General features: G+C 39.2%; 14 protein-coding genes, 1 tRNA gene and 2 rRNA genes. 9 read left to right on the forward strand and 8 right to left on the reverse strand.

Annotation, left to right across the window (positions count from 1 at the left end):
• The 3 genes from PMAL9190_RS15185 to PMAL9190_RS15195 form a co-directional block, all read left to right on the forward strand.
• Positions 1-81, forward strand: a 23S ribosomal RNA gene (locus tag PMAL9190_RS15185); the annotation flags it as partial.
• A 137-nt stretch (positions 82-218) separates the two neighbouring features.
• Positions 219-334: ribosomal RNA gene (gene rrf / locus PMAL9190_RS15190) — 5S ribosomal RNA — on the forward strand.
• Positions 335-398: 64 nt separating this feature from the next.
• A tRNA-Asp gene (locus PMAL9190_RS15195) sits at positions 399-475 on the forward strand.
• 427 nt (positions 476-902) lie between these two features.
• On the opposite strand, the gene PMAL9190_RS15200 is transcribed toward PMAL9190_RS15195, so the two are convergent.
• Positions 903-1,787 (reverse strand): TIGR03899 family protein, encoded by an 885-nt coding sequence (locus tag PMAL9190_RS15200; protein WP_087845926.1) that lies wholly within the window; start codon positions 1,785-1,787, stop codon positions 903-905.
• Positions 1,788-1,818: 31 nt separating this feature from the next.
• The gene (locus PMAL9190_RS15205) at positions 1,819-2,370 is read right to left on the reverse strand and encodes a YtfJ family protein (RefSeq protein WP_087845927.1); all 552 of its coding nucleotides are present in this window, start codon (positions 2,368-2,370) and stop codon (positions 1,819-1,821) included.
• Positions 2,371-2,539: 169 nt separating this feature from the next.
• On the opposite strand from PMAL9190_RS15205, the gene PMAL9190_RS15210 reads away from it, so the two are divergent.
• From PMAL9190_RS15210 to tamB, 3 genes are all read left to right on the forward strand, one after another.
• The gene (locus tag PMAL9190_RS15210; RefSeq protein ID WP_060998482.1) at positions 2,540-2,749 is read left to right on the forward strand and encodes a DUF1107 domain-containing protein; all 210 of its coding nucleotides are present in this window, start codon (positions 2,540-2,542) and stop codon (positions 2,747-2,749) included.
• Between the two features lie 383 nt (positions 2,750-3,132).
• Positions 3,133-4,857, forward strand: coding sequence for an autotransporter assembly complex protein TamA (gene tamA / locus PMAL9190_RS15215; RefSeq protein ID WP_087845928.1), 1,725 nt, complete (start codon positions 3,133-3,135; stop codon positions 4,855-4,857).
• Complete coding sequence (tamB, locus tag PMAL9190_RS15220) at positions 4,854-8,615, forward strand: autotransporter assembly complex protein TamB (protein ID WP_087845929.1); 3,762 nt, start codon at positions 4,854-4,856, stop codon at positions 8,613-8,615. Before tamA ends, tamB begins: the two co-directional genes overlap by 4 nt.
• A 74-nt stretch (positions 8,616-8,689) precedes the next feature.
• Here tamB and PMAL9190_RS15225 read toward each other — a convergent pair whose 3' ends face one another.
• From PMAL9190_RS15225 to fbp, 3 genes are all read right to left on the reverse strand, one after another.
• On the reverse strand, positions 8,690-9,067 hold the full coding sequence (locus PMAL9190_RS15225; RefSeq protein ID WP_087845930.1) for a rhodanese-like domain-containing protein: 378 nt from the start codon (positions 9,065-9,067) through the stop codon (positions 8,690-8,692).
• 12 nt (positions 9,068-9,079) lie between these two features.
• Positions 9,080-9,607, reverse strand: coding sequence for an inorganic diphosphatase (ppa, locus tag PMAL9190_RS15230; RefSeq protein ID WP_087845931.1), 528 nt, complete (start codon positions 9,605-9,607; stop codon positions 9,080-9,082).
• Positions 9,608-9,770: 163 nt separating this feature from the next.
• Positions 9,771-10,784 (reverse strand): class 1 fructose-bisphosphatase, encoded by a 1,014-nt coding sequence (gene fbp / locus PMAL9190_RS15235; RefSeq protein ID WP_065166897.1) that lies wholly within the window; start codon positions 10,782-10,784, stop codon positions 9,771-9,773.
• A 196-nt stretch (positions 10,785-10,980) separates the two neighbouring features.
• Between fbp and mpl the strand changes: the two genes are divergently transcribed.
• Positions 10,981-12,336, forward strand: a complete 1,356-nt coding sequence (gene mpl, locus PMAL9190_RS15240) for a UDP-N-acetylmuramate:L-alanyl-gamma-D-glutamyl-meso-diaminopimelate ligase (protein ID WP_087845932.1) — start codon at positions 10,981-10,983, stop codon at positions 12,334-12,336.
• A 12-nt stretch (positions 12,337-12,348) separates the two neighbouring features.
• Positions 12,349-12,969 carry a flavin prenyltransferase UbiX gene (locus tag PMAL9190_RS15245; protein ID WP_065166895.1) on the forward strand — a complete coding sequence of 207 codons (621 nt, stop codon included), beginning with the start codon at positions 12,349-12,351 and terminating at the stop codon, positions 12,967-12,969.
• A 100-nt stretch (positions 12,970-13,069) separates the two neighbouring features.
• Here the strand turns inward: PMAL9190_RS15245 and argR are convergent, their stop codons facing one another.
• The gene (gene argR / locus PMAL9190_RS15250; RefSeq protein WP_087845933.1) at positions 13,070-13,540 is read right to left on the reverse strand and encodes a transcriptional regulator ArgR; all 471 of its coding nucleotides are present in this window, start codon (positions 13,538-13,540) and stop codon (positions 13,070-13,072) included.
• Between the two features lie 393 nt (positions 13,541-13,933).
• Here argR and mdh point away from each other — a divergent pair, with 393 nt between their 5' ends.
• Positions 13,934-14,872, forward strand: coding sequence for a malate dehydrogenase (mdh, locus tag PMAL9190_RS15255; RefSeq protein ID WP_087845934.1), 939 nt, complete (start codon positions 13,934-13,936; stop codon positions 14,870-14,872).
• An 84-nt stretch (positions 14,873-14,956) separates the two neighbouring features.
• Here mdh and PMAL9190_RS15260 read toward each other — a convergent pair whose 3' ends face one another.
• Together PMAL9190_RS15260 and ispB are read right to left on the reverse strand one after the other, a co-directional pair.
• Positions 14,957-15,148, reverse strand: coding sequence for a hypothetical protein (locus tag PMAL9190_RS15260; protein ID WP_087845935.1), 192 nt, complete (start codon positions 15,146-15,148; stop codon positions 14,957-14,959).
• Positions 15,149-15,296: 148 nt separating this feature from the next.
• Positions 15,297-16,268 (reverse strand): octaprenyl diphosphate synthase, encoded by a 972-nt coding sequence (gene ispB, locus PMAL9190_RS15265; protein WP_087845936.1) that lies wholly within the window; start codon positions 16,266-16,268, stop codon positions 15,297-15,299.
• Between the last annotated feature and the right edge of the window lie 158 nt (positions 16,269-16,426).

Consider the following 16,426-nt stretch of genomic DNA (forward strand, 5'->3'; position numbering starts at 1 on the left):
CTACAACGTTGATAGGTCAGGTGTGTAAGTGCTGCGAGGCATTGAGCTAACTGATACTAATTGCCCGTGAGGCTTAACCATACAACACCCAAGGGGTTTTTCTTCTCACAAGAGAAGAGACGGACTCTACAAACACTTGAATGACGTGTTGAGAACAACTAGTTAGATTTTCCCAGATTGCTATTTATTGCCTAAAGGCGATAAATAAACCGAATTTGCTTGGCGACCATAGCGTTATGGACCCACCTGATCCCATGCCGAACTCAGCAGTGAAACGTAATAGCGCCGATGGTAGTGTGGGGTCTCCCCATGTGAGAGTAGGACATCGCCAGGCTTCAAATTTAGATATTCGTTTTGAACTACGAATATCGGATAAAACGAAAGTTTTATCTCCGTGTGGAGCGGTAGTTCAGTTGGTTAGAATACCGGCCTGTCACGCCGGGGGTCGCGGGTTCGAGTCCCGTCCGCTCCGCCATTCATTTAAGAAACCTGAATCGAAAGATTCAGGTTTTTTTTCGTCTGTATAAAAGTAACTTACTCAGGTTAATCTCTTGAATACATTTTAATGATGCATAAAGTTGATTCATTACAGTGATTCTATGTAAGACAGGCTTTATCTGCAATGCCGTTGTAACTAGAAGAAATAGTATTTTCGTAACTAACGCTAAACTTGTTTAATTGGGTTAAGTTCAGAGGAATATGAAAGTTATATGATACTGAGATGATTACTTATTAATAATATTATAAGTGTACCAGTCTGTATCACCAATCACGACGATAGTATAGTGATCTTTTTGGGGGATTCGTGATATTAGAGTAAGGTTGGTGTGTGATTACTTATTATTTACATTTACCCAAGCGCTCTATTAACATCTCATAAATTCCTTTTGTTAACTTTAATATTAACCTGTTGTGACTGTAAATTGTTGGGATAACCTTTCGAGTAAGTAGGCTTGGAATTCTGAATTATTTTTATATTCGATTAATGATGCGATTTCTTGTCCTATTGGTGATAGACGGTAATAAGTAAGTGATGTATTTTTATTATGGCAATTTAAACTATAATGTGTATTTTGTAGATGTAAGTGAAACGGCATGGTGTGATCAATCGTACTTGATTCAAATTCTGTTTTTAGTATAAGTCCTAAGTCCATCAAAATAATAATACTGGAATAGGGAAGGTTGTATCGATCGTATTCGATTGGGTAATGTTTTATTTTTGTTCCGAGCTGAATAAATCTTGACGGTATTTTAATGCTGGTAATAATTACTTTATTATTTTTTTTACCAAGCTGGCTACATATGCTTATAACACGTTGAAATAAAAGTGTTTCTTTTTGGGTCATTGTTATTAAAACAGTCAAAGTATTTAAAGATGTGGAACCGGGTCGTATAAGTTCTTTTTTGAGAATTCTAGCCCATAAAATTTGCATTGATGGACTATATACTTGCTTTGCCATCTTAATAAAACGTACTAACCAATCCTGATCGGGGTCAGTTGTCGCTTCGTTTTTACATTCATCGTAAGTTAATTTAAATATCTTTTCTATATTCTGTTGTTCACGTTGGTATTGTAATTGTTGACTATGAAGGTACCTCTCAGTAGGTGATAAGGTGTTGTGGCTTGAGTTAATTAAGTAATCATAACCAAAGTATTGCGCTAGAGAGTGAGTCCTACTTTTACTGTTCGTTAATGGGCGTTTTTCTAACGTATTTTTTAGCGTTTGTTGGGTTGATGTCATTGTGTAATGTCTATTTACAATAAGGCCGCTATTAATAGCGGCCACAAATGATATTTCTTAAATAGTAAAACAGAGATCAGATATTTTTTTTCACTAATGCAATGACTTGCTGTAGTTGTTGTTGATTAAGTGCCCCTTCATGAATAAATAAGATCTTAGCATTTTTATCAAGGACGATTATTGCAGAACTTTCTTTTTGTAAGTCCCAACTTTTTTGTACGTTACCATTACTATCCAGTACAATCGATGACCAAGGATATTGCTTTTTACTCTCTTCAGCTGCACTTTTTACAAAGCTGCTTGTTCCCCAAATAGCATCATCTTGGTTGATGATCGTTGTTGTTTGATATTTTTGCTGTGGGAATTTTGCGGTACTAATCGCATTTACTAATTGAGCATTGATTTCCTTTGCTGATTTTCTTCCTGCTATAGCCATTATGATATGTGTTTTTCCTACTAGCTTGGCACTACTCCAAGGTTGATAGGTAATACTATTATTGTTCAGTATAAGTTCACCTTTATTCGTTACTGTAACCGCGGGTAGTGTTGTATCCATTTTAAGATTATTGGCGTGAACTAATGTTGGGATAATAGCCATAAATGCTATTGCTAATAATTTCTTATACATAATGGTCCTTTTATTCATGACGTTATTAGTTATTTAGGGGTATTTTACATAATGATAACTGTAATAAGTGAGCGTTAATAACTGGTGTTGAGTTTATTTGGCAGATTGTTTGCATATTTTCGTTGTTAATAGAAATAAATACGTTGTATTGATGATTGTGTGAGGATATATGTTGAGAATTTTTCAAGTTTATCGTCCTGTACAAGTAGCAAAATATGTTAAAAACTTCTTTAAAGGGCGACTTTTTATCATAGGTATTGGTGGGTTTGAGTTTGAGTATGGACGTCTAGTACCACCAAAGTCTACTGACATTAAGTTATTGAATGTCTTATCAGAAGTGAATAAAGAAATTCAAATACTGTCTACGACAATACCTTAAAAGTTAAATTAGGCGTGATATTAAATAAAGATACTCATGAGTACGAGATCAGTAAATTTTAGAATACTAACAAGAACACTCTTTTCATTTTGCGACGCTTGTTGATAATATTTAATGCGCTATTAGTTCTTTTTATGTCAAAAATGCACAGAACTGTTCTAGAGTTATTTGGTTGCGATGTAATTATTTGGGGCTATTGCCTTAAAAGTTGCTTGTCTCTCTAAATATTTAATGTGACGAATTGAATTTGTTGTTAATGATAGATATTTGAATTGAGTAGTTTATTATCAATAATATTGATAGCTATTGTTGGTATAGGTGTACAGTATTTACCAAAATAGATCGTGTGAATGAATCTAATTTTCTCAAGAAGCATAATCCGAATGAATAAAGTTTATCAGTGGCTGGGTATTGCATCTTTTGCCTTAGTATTATCAAGTCCGACAATGGCGGCATCTCTTAAAGTAAAGGGATTAAAAAGCAGCCTTGAAGATAATGTTGATGCGTATCTATCTGCGATTTCTCCAAGTGATTACAGTGATACGTTACGTTTTCAAGAGCAAATAAAATCTGAGATAGGTCAGGCTTTACAGGCGCTTGGCTATTATCAACCGACATATGATTATCATGTAAAGGGTAGTGGTAAAAAAATAGCAATTACGGTGACGGTTGATGCTGGCCCGCGCACGCATATTAGCCAGAGTAATATTGTTATTACAGGTGATGCAAAAGATGATCCTGCTTTTATCTCGTTATTAAAAAATAGCGGTTTAGGTATAGGAAAAGCGCTTAATCAAGGTAAATATGAAACGTTAAAGTCTTCATTACAAAGTTTAGCGGTACGTCGCGGCTACTTTGATGCAGAGCTAAAGAAAAGCGAGTTAGGTGTTATTCCTAGTCGTAATGAAGCGATCATCACGATCGATTTTGATTCTGGACGTCGTTATACTTTTGGTGAGACACATTTTACTGGCAGCCAAATCAAGGATGAACGTCTGCGTTCGATGATTCCGTATACCGAAAATGAACCTTATTTAGCATCTAAATTAGGTTTATATAATGAACGTTTATCTAATATTGGTTGGTTTTCATCTATTTATGTTGGTGGTGATGTCGCTAAACGTAAGGATGATAAGATTCCAATTGAAGTTGCTTTAACGCCCCAAGTTAAAAATCAAATTGAAACAGGTATTGGTTTTTCAACCGATACGGGCCCGCGTTTGAAGTTTAACTGGAAAAAACCATGGATCACCAGTAATGGCCACAGTTTTTACCTCAAATCAGAGATATCGAAAGAACAACCTAAAGTTGAAGCTGCTTATCGAATTCCATTAGATGATGTACTTAATAATTACTACCAAATTGTCGGTGGTATTCGTTATGTTGATAGTCACGATACGATCAGTACTCAGTTGGGCTTAGGTGTCGAACGTCACTGGAAATTAGCGTCAAATTGGGAGCGTACGGTATCGTTGCATTGGTTGAATGAAAAATATAAACAAGGTGGCGATGAAGAAGGCACCTTTAATGTATTTTTACCTGGATTATCTTATAGCAAAAGTGAATTTACTGGAGGGGTCTTTCCATCTTCTGGTAGTAAATACAATTTCTCAATTGAATTTGCGAATAAAGCATTAGGCTCTGATACTGATTTTGTCCGTTTGCAGGCAAAATCGGCTTGGATTCGAAGCTTGAGTGAAAATCAGCGTGGTATTTTCCGTATGGCCGGTGGTGCTGTATTAGCTGATAGCATTCGTGATATTCCACCATCGTTACGTTACTTCATTGGTGGTGATAATAGCATTCGAGGTTATGGCTTTGAGTCTATTTCGCCGCGAAATGATCTTGGTCGAATGATCGGTGGTCAATATATGGCAACGACAAGTATAGAGTACCAATACCGTTTGTATGGTAATTGGTGGGGTGCATTATTTTATGACTATGGTTCGACCTGGAATAACAATAAACCTGATTGGATGCGAGGTACAGGCTTTGGTGTACGCTGGGCATCTCCTGTTGGTCCTGTGCGTATCGACTTTGCTTGGGGACTTGATAAACCCGACAAGGATAAATTTCAACTTCACTTTAGTTTAGGGCCTGAATTATGATCTGGGTGAAGCGCATTGCTTTGGCTATTTTAGCCCTGTTATTATTTTTAGTTATTGCTGTTGCAGTGATTCTATACACTCCTGCGGGATTAAAAGTTGTTAGTTGGGGGGCACAAAAAGCCTTACCTGCACTATCTATTGGTACGACGAAAGGATCACTATTAAGAGGTTTTCAAGTTGATGACGTGCGCTATCAAGATAGCAGTATGAATTTAGCGGTATCACAACTCAATTTAACCTTGGATGAGCGTTGTCTATTAACTCCTGAGATCTGTATTTCTGATTTAGGTGTAAAGGGCGTTAAGTTTTCGATGCCTACATTACCGCCGGCAACGGAACCTGAGCAACCGTCTGAACCGGTGACAGAAATTAGTCTTCCGGTGCCAATTAAAATCGATAACGTCACTCTAGATAATATTGATCTTGATATTCTAGCTAATAACGTTAGTTGGCAGCATTTTACTACTGCTGCAACTGTGGTTGGTAGTCATGTTACGCTGAAACCAACAGATTGGCAGAATATTAAGTTAGCACTTGCTCCGGCTGAAAAGTCTGATAAAGCAAACGCTAAGCCTGTAACAAAGGTCAAAGCTAAGTCGGAGACTACAGCGATTACATTGCCTGATGTTGTATTACCAATGTCGTTTGATATTGAACGCTTTACGATTAAAAACTTTGAACTGGCAGGCAAAACGCCGCAAAAAGTATCGTTACTTGAGCTGATTGCATCTGGTAAAGGCAGTGAGGTTAATGTTGAAAAGCTACAGGTGAATACGCCACAAGCTGATTTAAATGCCAAGGCACAAGTGACCTTAGCTGGAGATTATCCATTAACATTAGATGCAAATGCTAAGATTGCAATGCAGCCAGTTAATGGACATCAGTTAACGTTAAAAGCCAATGGTTCATTACAAAAGTTGTTTGTTGATGCGCAGTTAAAAGGCAAGTTGGATGCGGTTGTTAAAGGTCAGTTGTCGCCACTAAAGGCAGATTTCCCCTTTGATGTTGCAGTGTCGAGTAAACATTTGCAGTGGCCAATTGATAAGTCAGCCGAATTTACGGTTGATAATACTATCATTGATGCTAAAGGTAGCTTAAAAGGCTTTACGTTTAAGGCCAAAAGTAGCATTGATGGTACTCCAATGCCTGCAGTTAAATTAGCATTGAATGGTAAAGGTGACTTAAATAAAGTTGATCTTTCTTCTTTGAAGATTAATACCTTAGGTGGTGTGATTACCGGTAATGCACAAGCAGATTGGAAAAAATTAGTTACTTGGAATGGACAACTCGCCTTTGCAAATATTCAACCTGGCTTACAGTGGCCAGCCGCGAAAGGTAACGTCAGTGGTAAATTAGTAACCTCAGGTGGGTTAACCAAGCAAGGCGGTTGGTTTGTTAAACTGCCACAGTTAGACATTGACGGCACTATTATGAAGCAGGCATTAACGCTTGTGGGTAAGTTAGATGCCTCTGATGTTAATGGTAAAGGTGATTTACTGCGAGTAAACACACCTGGATTGACCTTAAAGCATGGCCCTAATGGGATGGTAGTCAAAGGTCAATTAGATAAAGCTTGGAACATGATAGCTAAGATTGACGCGCCGAATTTATCTAAATCATTAAAAGGGTTACATGGTGCGGTTAATGGTGATGTTAAGTTGTCTGGCAGTATGGCAACCCCAGATATTAAGCTTGATTTACAAGGTAATGATTTAGGTTGGCAGCAATTAGCACAGTTAGCATCATTTAATCTTAAAGGTAATGTAACTCCTTTACCTGATATGAAAGCGGATATCAGCCTAACGGCAGCAAAAGGTAAATATGGTACAACAACATTAGATGATCTTAAGGTGCTATTTAAAGGCACTGAGCAAAAACATAGTTTGAGTGTTAATGCTAAAGGTGATCCTGTTGGTACTAATTTATTGATTGATGGTAGTTTTAATAAGAAAACAGGTTGGAAAGGTACGTTAGCCAAAGGTGATATTAGTACACCGGTTGGTGATTGGGTGCTGAACCATTCAACGCCGATTCGTTATGATCTGCAAACGGGGATGGCAACCGTTGGTGCTCATTGCTGGCAACAAGGACAAGCAGCGATTTGTTTAACTCAAGATCTTACTGCTGGTGCTTCAGGACAAGCGAAGTTAGCAGTACGTAAGTTTAATTTTGATCTGTTAAAACCGTTTTTACCACCAGAGTTAAAAGTTAATGGTGAGTTAGGGGCTAATGTTGATGCAAAATGGTCACCTAAAGCAGCGCCGTACTTAAAGGCGAATATTATTATGCCTGCCGGTGGAATGAGCCAGCAAGTCAGTAGTGACGAGCAGCCATTGGTATTAGGGTGGGATAAAGTAACCGTCAATGCTGAGATGCAAGATAATACTTTAAATACAAATTGGTTAGTTGCTATTAAGAATAATGGTGATTTAAGTGGTCAGGCAAAGATCACTAACCTTCAAGGTGATAAACAGATCAATGCTAATGTTAAACTTGATCGTTTTACCTTAGGTTTCCTTGAACCTATGATTAAAGATTATCATAAGTTTGGTGGTCAAGTTGATACTAATTTGAGCGTGACTGGACCTATTTTACATCCTAAAGTTAATGGCTTATTACAAGTAACTAAGCTTGAAGCTACAGGACGTAAAGTACCGTTAGATGTTAAAAATGCAGATATCAAATTAGCATTTAATGGCTATAACGCTAACTTGAACGGTAATATTTATACGCCAGATGGTCAATTATTACTGCGTGGTAGTGGTGATTGGCAGGATATGGCAGCTTGGAAAACGAAGCTTAATATCAATGGTAAAGAGTTGAAAGTGAGTATGCCGCCAATGGTAGCATTAAAAGTTTCTCCTGATTTAACCATTGAGGCGACACCAACGTCAGCAGAGATCACCGGTAAAATTGGAATTCCGTGGGGAAGAATTACGGTAAATCAATTACCTAAATCAGCGGTAAAAGTATCGAAAGATCAAGTGATCTTAAAAGATAACTTACAGCCAGTGATAGAAAAGTCGACGGTTCCATTTGATATCAAAACCAATATATTTGTTCATATTGGTGATGACGTTAAATTGGCTGCGTTTGGCTTAAAAGCAGGCTTGTTAGGTGATCTTAATGTTCGTCAAAATGGCAAAGGACCGATGATTTATGGTGAAGTAAATATCGCCAAAGGATCATATTACCGCGCGTTGGGACAAGAATTGTCGATCCGTAAAGGACAAATACTCTTTAATGGTCCAGCAGAGCAACCTTATCTCTCTATTGAAGCGATTCGCGATCCTGATAACGTCGAAGATGATGTTATTGCCGGAGTACGTGTTACAGGTCCTGCTGATAAACCAGAAGTGAATATTTTCTCGGATCCAGCAATGCCACAGCAAAATGCATTGTCATACATTCTAACGGGTAAGAATCTTGATGCTGAGAGTTCTGGTGATAGCAGTAGTGCAATGACAACTGCTTTAATCGGTATGGGCTTGGCGCAAAGTGGTCAGCTTGTTGGTGATGTTGGTGAAGCTGTTGGTGTTAAAGATCTAAGCTTATCAACCTCTGGTGCTGGTGATGATTCACAAGTAACGATCAGTGGCTATATTGCTCCCGGGTTACAAGTGAAATATGGCGTAGGTATCTTTAACCAAGTTGATGAATTTACGTTACGTTATAAATTAATGCGAAATTTGTATGTTGAAGCGGTTTCTGGTCTTGATCAAGCTGTTGATTTACTTTACCAATTTGAATTTAATTAATCACAATATAGATATTTAACTGGTAACAATAATCAGCCCGATTAGTAATAATCGGGCTTTTTTTATCCCTTTTATTAAATTGGTAGCGGCTGTGATGATTTAAGCTTTTTATAGTTAAGACCATTGTAGACTGCGGTATAGCCCAGTTTTTCTAGTGCAGTTGCGGCTATTTCTGCGCGACGGCCTGATTTACAGTACAGCAATATAGGCTGAGTTTTATTAGGATAATGTGCCACTATTGTTGCGATTTGTTGATAGGGTATATTGATGGCTGAATCTAAATGACCATCGCTAAATTCAGCTGCTGTTCTCACATCAATAATGACATTGGGCTGTTGTTGTTGTAATTGCCAAAACTGCTGCACAGAAACATTTTTGGCATAGCTGGTTGAAGCCAGCACTGACAAGCTTAATGTGGTAATGAGTAGCCCATATTTGAGTGCTGGTTTCATTATGTCTCCTTGTTACTTTTGAGCGCGTGCAAATGAAGACATGATTTCTTCTTTAGCGGCCTCAACTCCCTGCCAACCATCAATTTTTACCCACTTATTGGCTTCGAGCTCTTTATAATGTTGGAAGAAATGCACAATTTGAGCTTTTAATAGTGCTGGAAGATCTTCAATATCATTAATATGGTTATATTCACTGCTAAGTTTTGAATGGGGAACCGCGATGATTTTAGCGTCTTCACCTGATTCATCTGTCATTTTTAGCACGCCTATTGGACGACAACGAATCACTGAGCCTGCTAGTAGTGGGTACGGAGTTGGCACTAATACATCTACCGGATCGCCATCAAGTGATAGCGTGTGGTTGATATAACCATAATTACATGGATAGAACATCGGTGTAGAGGTGAAACGGTCAACAAAAATCGCGCCACTGGCTTTATCTACTTCGTACTTAATTGGATCTGCGTTAGCTGGAATTTCAATAATAACGTTAATATCGTTGGGAATGTCCTGACCGGCAGTTACTTTGTTTAAGCCCATGATAGATTCCTTTTGGTTAATAAAATGTTGCATATGTTGAGATTATCATGATTGAGGCTAAAAACAACCGTCGAGTCTAAGGCGTTTTTGAAGGCATTTAAAATGCGATAAAGCGAGGATTAATGATTGTCAAGGTGGCTAATACCACCTTGAATCATCATTGTTATTGGTCATCTACTTCGTGTAGAAAAGCTTCTACCTTGTTGACCATATTGGTTGAGCCAACAAAGAAAGGTACGCGTTGATGTAATTCAGTTGGTATAAGATCCAAAATACGCTGTTGGCCATCTGTTGCTCGTCCACCGGCTTGCTCAATTAACAGTGCCATGGGGTTACACTCATATAGGAGACGTAATTTTCCATTGGGGTAACTGGCCGTACTGGGATAAAGATAAATACCACCTTTCAATAAATTCCTATGAAAATCAGCAACTAAAGAGCCAATGTAGCGCGATGTATAAGGGCGATTATCTTGTGGTACACATTCTTGGCAATATTTGATGTATTTTTTTACCCCTAGTGGGAAACGAATATAATTACCTTCGTTGATCGAGTAAATATTGCCATCAACTGGAATTTGCATGTTTTCATGCGAGAGACAGAATACACCGAGAGAAGGATCGTAGGTGAAGCCATGAACACCATTACCAGTGGTATAAACCAACATAGTTGATGAGCCATAAATAATATAACCAGCAGCGACTTGGCGATGACCCGGTTGAAGGAAGTCTGCATCTGTTGCAGGTGAGCCGACGGGGGATATACGGCGATAGATCGAGAAAATAGTACCGACAGATACATTGACATCAATGTTCGATGAGCCATCAAGCGGATCCATTAATACTACATATTTAGCATCACGGTTTAATTGACGGTTAAAACTGACCGCTTGATCTTCTTCTTCACTGGCTATACCACAAACTTGATCGCGTGCTTCTAATGCTGCTTTGAATTTATCATTAGCATAAAGGTCGAGTTTTTGTTGTTCTTCACCTTGCACATTTTCGGTGCCTACAGCCCCAGTTATATCAACGAGTCCTGCTTTATTGATTTCGCGGTTTACGATTTTAGCCGCTAGTTTAATCGAGCCTAATAGTGATGATAGTTCGCCACTGGCGTGAGGAAAATCATTCTGTTTCTCGACAATAAATTCACCAAGCGTTCTAATATCGGTCATAAACAATCCTTGCATTATGTTGTCATAGGGTAGAGAGATTCAGTTGTATATTGGTTGGATCTCAACGCATAATGAGATTCAATTCCCCATAGTATTTTTCGTTATATAAAGAATTGTATATAAAGATCTTTTTTATGGTAACGAAGTAACGTTAAAGCGTGACATTAATAAGAATTAAGGATGGAAAGAGCAATATATGCATATTCATATTTTAGGTATTTGTGGAACATTTATGGGGGGGGCAGCCACATTAGCGACCCAGCTTGGACATAAAGTAACGGGCTCTGATGCTAATGTTTACCCACCTATGAGCACCATGCTTGAATCTCAAGGTATTGAAATAATTCAAGGATATGATCCTGAGCAATTAAAGCCTGCTCCTGATTTAGTGGTGATCGGTAATGCCATGAGCCGTGGCAATCCGTGTGTTGAATATGTGCTGAACAATAATTTACGTTATACCTCTGGCCCACAATGGTTACAGGATTATTTATTACATGATCGTTGGGTGATGGCTGTTGCTGGTACGCATGGTAAGACAACCACAGCAAGTATGTTGGCATGGATCCTTGATGATTGTGGTTATCAACCAGGCTTTTTAGTTGGTGGCGTACTTGGAAACTTTGGCGTGTCAGCGCGTCTTGGCGAAAGTATGTTCTTTGTGGTTGAAGCTGATGAATATGATAGTGCTTTTTTTGATAAGCGTTCGAAGTTTGTACATTACCATCCACGGACTTTGATCATGAATAATTTAGAATTCGATCATGCTGATATTTTTGACGATCTAAAAGCGATTCAACGTCAATTTCATCATTTAGTACGTACGGTTCCTGGAAATGGACGTATTTTAGCGCCACAGGGCGTTAAAAATATTGATGAAACATTGGCTATGGGGTGCTGGAGTGAGCTGGAATATATAGGCAATGATGGTCATTGGCGTGCTGATAAAAAACGCGAAGATGGTAGCGTGTTTGATGTTTATCTTGATGATCTTTTAGTAGGAACTGTGGATTGGGCATTAGTGGGCGATCATAATGTTAATAATGCACTTATGGCTATTGCGGCTGCTCGCCATGTCGGAGTAACGGCGAATTTGGCTTGTGAATCATTAGCTAAATTTATCAATACCAAGCGTCGATTAGAGTATAAAGGTCAGGTTAACGGAGTCACGGTATACGATGATTTTGCTCACCATCCAACAGCTATTGCGCTGACTTTAGGTGGGCTGAGAGCGAAATTACATCAATCACGTATTCTTGCGGTACTTGAGCCACGATCTAACACCATGAAGTTAGGGGTTCATAAACATGATTTAGCCCCTGCATTAGATGCTGCTGATGAAGTATTTTTATTTCAGCCTGATAATATTCCATGGTCAGTACAAGAGATTGCTGATCAATGCCCTCAGCCTGCGTTTTGTAGCGATGATATCGATACGCTGGTGGCTAAGATTGTTGAGTCCGCTCATAGTGGCGATACGATTTTAGTGATGAGTAACGGCGGTTTTAGTGGTATTCACGGTAAGTTATTAGCCGCGTTAACTGCAAAATAAAAGTGAGAGAGAATGAAACCGAAACAGATAACATTAGCATGGACGGGCGCGTCTGGTGCACCTTATGGTTTGCGGTTGTTGGAATGTTTATTAGCGGCTGATTATCAGGTTTATCTGTTGATATCATCTGCGGCGCGAGTGGTATTAGCGACAGAGCATGGACTTAAATTATCAGCAGCACCAGCAACAGCACAACAACAATTAGTTGAGTTTTTACAATGTCCAACTGAAAAATTAGTGGTGTGTGGTAAAGAAGAGTGGTTCTCACCAGTCGCTTCTGGCTCGGCTGCCCCTAAGCAGATGGTGATCTGTCCATGTTCAGCATCAACATTAGCTTCAGTTGCTTATGGTATGTCTAATAATTTGCTTGAGCGAGCAGCTGATGTAGTGATAAAAGAACGCGGTCAGTTATTGCTAGTGATCAGGGAAACCCCATTTTCTAGTATCCATTTAGAGAATATGCTTAAGTTATCGCAATTGGGCGTAACAATTATGCCTGCAGCCCCTGGGTTTTATCATCAACCACAAACTATTGATGATTTAGTTGATTTTATGGTGGCAAGGATATTAGATCATCTCAAAATAGAGCAAGGGTTAGTACCTCGCTGGGGTTATGAGCAACCTGAAAAATAATAGTGTCGTTTATTACCACGAGACATTATAAACGAAGGGTCTATGTTTCTTGAGCATGTATATTGATGCAGTATGAAGTTAGATAGACCCTCATTATCGATCAGTGGCTGTAGTCAAACAGTCCACATACTGACGCATAAAGCTCATTAGTCGTGATGTTACTGGTTGGAGTAATAAAAATCGTATCATCACCGGCCACAACACCTAAGATCCCTTCTGGTCGACCTAAAGAATCTAATAAACGTGCAATCACTTGTGCCGCACCAGGGCCGGTATGGATCACAACTAGCGCACTGTTAAAGCCAACTTCCATTACCAACTCTTTTAGAGGGCTACTGATTGTTGGAACACCAAGTTCAATCGGTAAACAATACACCATTTCCATCTTGGCGTTGCGAGTACGTACTGCACCAAATTTGGTGAGCATGCGAGAGACTTTTGATTGATTAATATTATCAAAACCCTGTGCTTTCAACGCATCAACAATCTCACCTTGAGAACTGAATTTTTCTTCTTTTAAAATTAATTTAAACGCTTTAACGAGACGTTCTTGTTTGTCTGAATTTCGCATAAGTAAATATTATCTACAGGGACGAGGTAAACCATTTTTGCATAACCTGTGACTCACTGGCAAACAAAGTGAATCAAAATAAATATGTGAAGCCGCATTTTTGTTATATATAAAAAATTTTATTGTGACTCTTGTCATTGTTTTATCAAAACTAATTAATCGGATTTTGATAAATAATAGCCATTATTAAATATTTATTTTATTTGTCTGATAAAAGCGTTTGAGTGCATTTTTATGGGATTCTGCGTTACTTCGCAAAGCGAGTGGGTGAGGATTGTATTTTTTTTATGCTTAATATAACGTCCATAGATTGTTATTCAGTTACTACTATTGTTAGCTGAAGTCGATTGTACCCACTTCAAAAATATACTTCTATCGTAAAGGAGAACGAACATGAAAGTTGCTGTAATTGGTGCGGCTGGTGGTATTGGTCAAGCATTAGCATTGCTATTGAAAAACCGTTTACCTGCAGGCTCAGATCTTGCTCTATATGATATTGCTCCTGTAACACCTGGTGTTGCAGCAGATTTAAGCCATATTCCAACCCCAGTAGCAATTAAAGGATATTGTGGTGACGATCCAACACCGGCACTAGAAGGTGCTGATGTTGTGCTTATTTCTGCAGGGGTGGCACGTAAGCCGGGTATGGATCGTGCTGACTTATTCAATGTTAATGCTGGTATTGTGAAATCATTAGCAGAAAAAATCGCCGTTGTATGTCCTGCAGCATGTGTTGGTATTATTACTAATCCAGTTAATACTACAGTTGCAATTGCAGCTGATGTGTTGAAAAAAGCGGGTGTTTACGATAAGCGTAAATTGTTTGGTATTACCACACTTGATGTTATCCGTTCTGAAACCTTTGTTGCTGAACTAAAAGGTGTTTCACCATGTGATATTCGAGTGCCTGTTATTGGTGGTCACTCGGGCGTGACTATTTTACCATTGCTATCACAAGTTGAAGGTGTGAGCTTTACTGACGATGAAGTGAAAGCACTAACGCCTCGTATTCAGAATGCAGGCACTGAAGTTGTGGAAGCAAAAGCGGGTGGTGGTTCAGCAACGCTCTCTATGGGCCAAGCAGCATGTCGCTTTGGCTTAGCGATGGTACGTGCACTGCAAGGTGAGCAGGGTGTTGTTGAGTGTGCATATGTTGAAGGTGATGGTAAACATGCTCGTTTCTTCGCTCAACCAGTATTACTGGGTAAAGAAGGGATTGAGGAAGTGATGGATTACGGTCACTTAAGTGCATTTGAGCAACATGCATTAGAAAGTATGCTTGATACATTGCGTGGCGATATTACGCTTGGAGAAGAGTTCGCTGCCCAATAAGCCAAGATAATTAACATATAAACACGACAGACCCTTCAATAGTTGGTAATCAATTATTGAGGGTCTTTTCGTATCAGCGAAATATTAATAATAACGATCGCATCCGTTATGGAGCTGGGGTTGGTCGATAAGATCAACGATATCAATCGACTGTAGCTGATGATCGTGATGGTGTTCAATGATCACTGATTGGTATTGATGATCAATGCCGATCACTTTTCCTACACCATGACAAGATTCGACCCACATTCCTGTGGTTAGATGTTTGATATCCATAGCCACCTTCTTAGCCTATAAGGTATAAAAATTACGGGTAGCTATAGTATAGATCATCATAGATCGTGGTATAACAACGATAAGATATCGATTTCTGAAAATAAAAAACCTGTCACCAAAGACAGGTTTTTCAATAGGGAGGGAAGAGCTATTTTTTACGTTGTACTGCCATATGCGCCAATGTGATAAGAGCTTGCTTATAGTCAGAATCAGCAATTGGTGCAAGAGCGGCTATAGCTTTCTGCGCTTCTTCTTCTGCACGTTGCTGGGTGTACTCTAACGAACCGTGCTGGTGCATACATGCTAAAATAGCATCAAGCTTATCCATACCATTAGCATGCATAATCGCGTCACGTATCATTGCTGCTTGCGTTTGATCGCCATGGTGCATTGCATGCAATAGCGGTAACGTTGGTTTACCTTCAGCAAGATCATCGCCGACGTTCTTGCCCATTTCTTTGCCATCGGCAACATAGTCAAGTACATCATCGATGAGCTGGAAGGCGGTACCTAAATAACGACCATATTCTTGAAGTGCAAGCTCAATATCAGCTGGCGCTTCAGCAATAATTGCCGCAATTTGGGTTGAAGCTTCAAATAAACGCGCTGTTTTGGAGTAGATAACTTGCATGTAGCTATCTTCAGTGGTGTCAGGATCATTGCAGTTCATTAACTGCAACACTTCACCTTCAGCGATCACGTTAGTGGCTTCACTCATGATGTCGAGGATCTTTAAAGATCGTAGGCTAGTCATCATTTGAAATGAGCGAGTGTAAATATAATCACCCACTAACACACTGGCGGCGTTACCAAACGCAGCATTTGCCGTTTCTTTGCCACGGCGCATATCTGATTCATCAACAACATCGTCATGAAGCAATGTCGCGGTATGAATAAACTCAACAAAAGCAGCAGCTGTGGTGTGTTTATCACCGCCATAGCCAAGTGCACGTGCTGTTAATACTGCCAGCATGGGGCGAATACGTTTGCCGCCACTGTTTACAATGTAGAATCCGAGTTGATTGATGAGGGCAACATCTGAGTTAAGTTGCGCCTGTATCTTCGCGTCGACTTCCGCCATATCGTTGGCGGTGAGCGCTTGGATAGCTTTAAAATCCATTATACGTCCAGCAAGATTGTTAGCCGCGTAGGGCGGAAAATTTTTCGAATTGATACTGGAATCTTACACTAAAATAACCATATCGTCATAACCTCAAATACAGCTATTTCAAACAGTTTTTGGATTGGGTAGCTTTTCACCAATTTTCTTTCGAGAAT

Source organism: Photobacterium malacitanum (assembly GCF_900185615.1).
In the GTDB taxonomy this organism is placed as follows: domain Bacteria; phylum Pseudomonadota; class Gammaproteobacteria; order Enterobacterales; family Vibrionaceae; genus Photobacterium; species Photobacterium malacitanum.